Source organism: Streptomyces phaeochromogenes (genome assembly GCF_001418655.1).
Lineage (GTDB): Bacteria > Actinomycetota > Actinomycetes > Streptomycetales > Streptomycetaceae > Streptomyces > Streptomyces phaeochromogenes.
Map to the genome: position 1 here is coordinate 1 of NZ_LIQZ01000448.1, position 1,830 is coordinate 1,830.

General features: G+C 69.2%; 1 protein-coding gene. It reads right to left on the bottom strand.

Features of this window, described 5'->3' with window-relative positions; translation table 11 throughout:
* On the bottom strand, positions 1–1,830 hold a 1,830-nt coding region (locus AOK17_RS42410; protein WP_157881514.1), incomplete at both ends, for a type I polyketide synthase.

The window sequence follows — 1,830 nt, forward strand, 5'->3', positions numbered from 1 at the left end:
TGGGGATGCCTCGGGTGTGCAAGTCGCCCAGTGCGTGTAGGAGATGGGCCGTCTCGGGTCGGTCCCGGCGCAGGGTGGGAACCGTGTCCCCGTCCTGGTCGGCCAGGGTGGTCAGGGTGGCGTCGGGGCCGATCTCCAGGAACGTGGTCACACCTTCGGCGCGCAACGCCTGCATGCCGTCGCCGAAGCGGACGGCTTCGCGTACATGGCGTACCCAGTACTCGGGTGTGCACAGCTCCTTCGGGTCCGCGAGGGTGCCGGTGAGGTTGGAGACCAGCGGGATCACCGGCGGGTGGAAGGTGACCTGCGCAGCGACCTCGCGGAAGGCGGCCAGCATGGGCTCCATGAGTGGGGAGTGGAAGGCGTGCGAAACCCTCAACCGCCGGGTGTGCTCGAAGCAGGCTGTGGCCTGTGCGACCGCCGCCTCCTCGCCGGAGATGACTATTGCGTCGGGGCCGTTGACCGCTGCGATCGCCACCTGTTCCAGGCCCGCCAGGACGGTGGTGACCTCGTCTTCGGTGGCCCGCACCGCGACCATCGCGCCCCCGGGAGGCAGCGCACCCATCAGCTGGGCCCGGGCTGCTACGAGCGTGCAGGCGTCCGGCAGGGAGAACACCCCGGCCAGGTGTGCGGCGGCCAGTTCGCCGATGGAGTGTCCGGCGAGGTAGTCGGGCCGTACACCCCATGACTGCAGCAGTCGGCCCAGCGCGACTTCCAGTGCGAACAGCGCAGGCTGCGCGAACTCTGTACGGTCCAGGCGGCCGTCGGTCTCGGCCTGTTCCGTGGGCCACATGATCTCCCGCAGGGGCAGGCCCAGTTCTTCGACCACCTCGTCCAGGGTGCGGGCGAATTGGGGGAAGGTGTCGTACAACTGGCGGCCCATGCGGGGGCGTTGGCTGCCTTGGCCGGAGCAGATGAAGGCCAGCTTGTCCGGGCGGGCCATGCCGGTGACCGCGTTCGCCCCCGCTTCGCCCTCGGCGATCTGGGCGAGCCCGTCCAGCAGCTCGGTGGTCTTCGCAGCGACTACGACTGCCCGGTGTTCCAGTGTGGCGCGGGTGGTGGCCAGCGAGTACCCGACGTCCACCGGGTTCGGGTCCCGCTCGGTGATGTGGACGGCCAGTTGTGCGGCCTGTGCCCGCAGTGCCGGTGCGGTACGGGCCGACAGCAGCCACGGCACCACCGGCAGGACCGGGGCGGTCTGCTTACTCTGCTCCGGACGTTCGGCTTGGGGGGCCTCTTCCAGGATCAAGTGGGCGTTGGTGCCGCTGATGCCGAATGAGGAGATACCGGCTCGGCGGGGGTGGCCGTTCCGTTGCCAGGGTTGGGCCTGGGTGAGCAGTTCCACTGCCCCCGCCGACCAGTCGACGTGTGTGGACGGTTCGGTGACGTGCAGGGTTCGGGGCAGGAGGTCGTGGTGCATGGCCATGACCATCTTGATGACGCCGGCCACTCCGGCCGCCGCCTGGGCATGCCCGATGTTCGACTTCAATGAACCCAGCCACAACGGCCGCTCTGCGGGTCGGTCTTGTCCGTAGGTGGCCAGCAGCGCTTGGGCTTCGATCGGGTCGCCGAGGGTGGTGCCGGTGCCGTGTGCTTCGACTGCGTCCACATCTGTTGCGGTGAGGCCTGCGTTGGTGAGTGCTTGGTGGATGACTTGTTGTTGGGCGGGGCCGTTGGGGGCGGTGAGGCCGTTGGAGGCGCCGTCCTGGTTGACTGCCGAGCCCCGGATGACGGCCAGGATGGGGTGGTTGTTGCGTCGGGCGTCGGAGAGCCGTTCCAGGACGAGGATGCCGACGCCTTCGGACCAGGCGGTGCCGTCGGCGTTCTCGG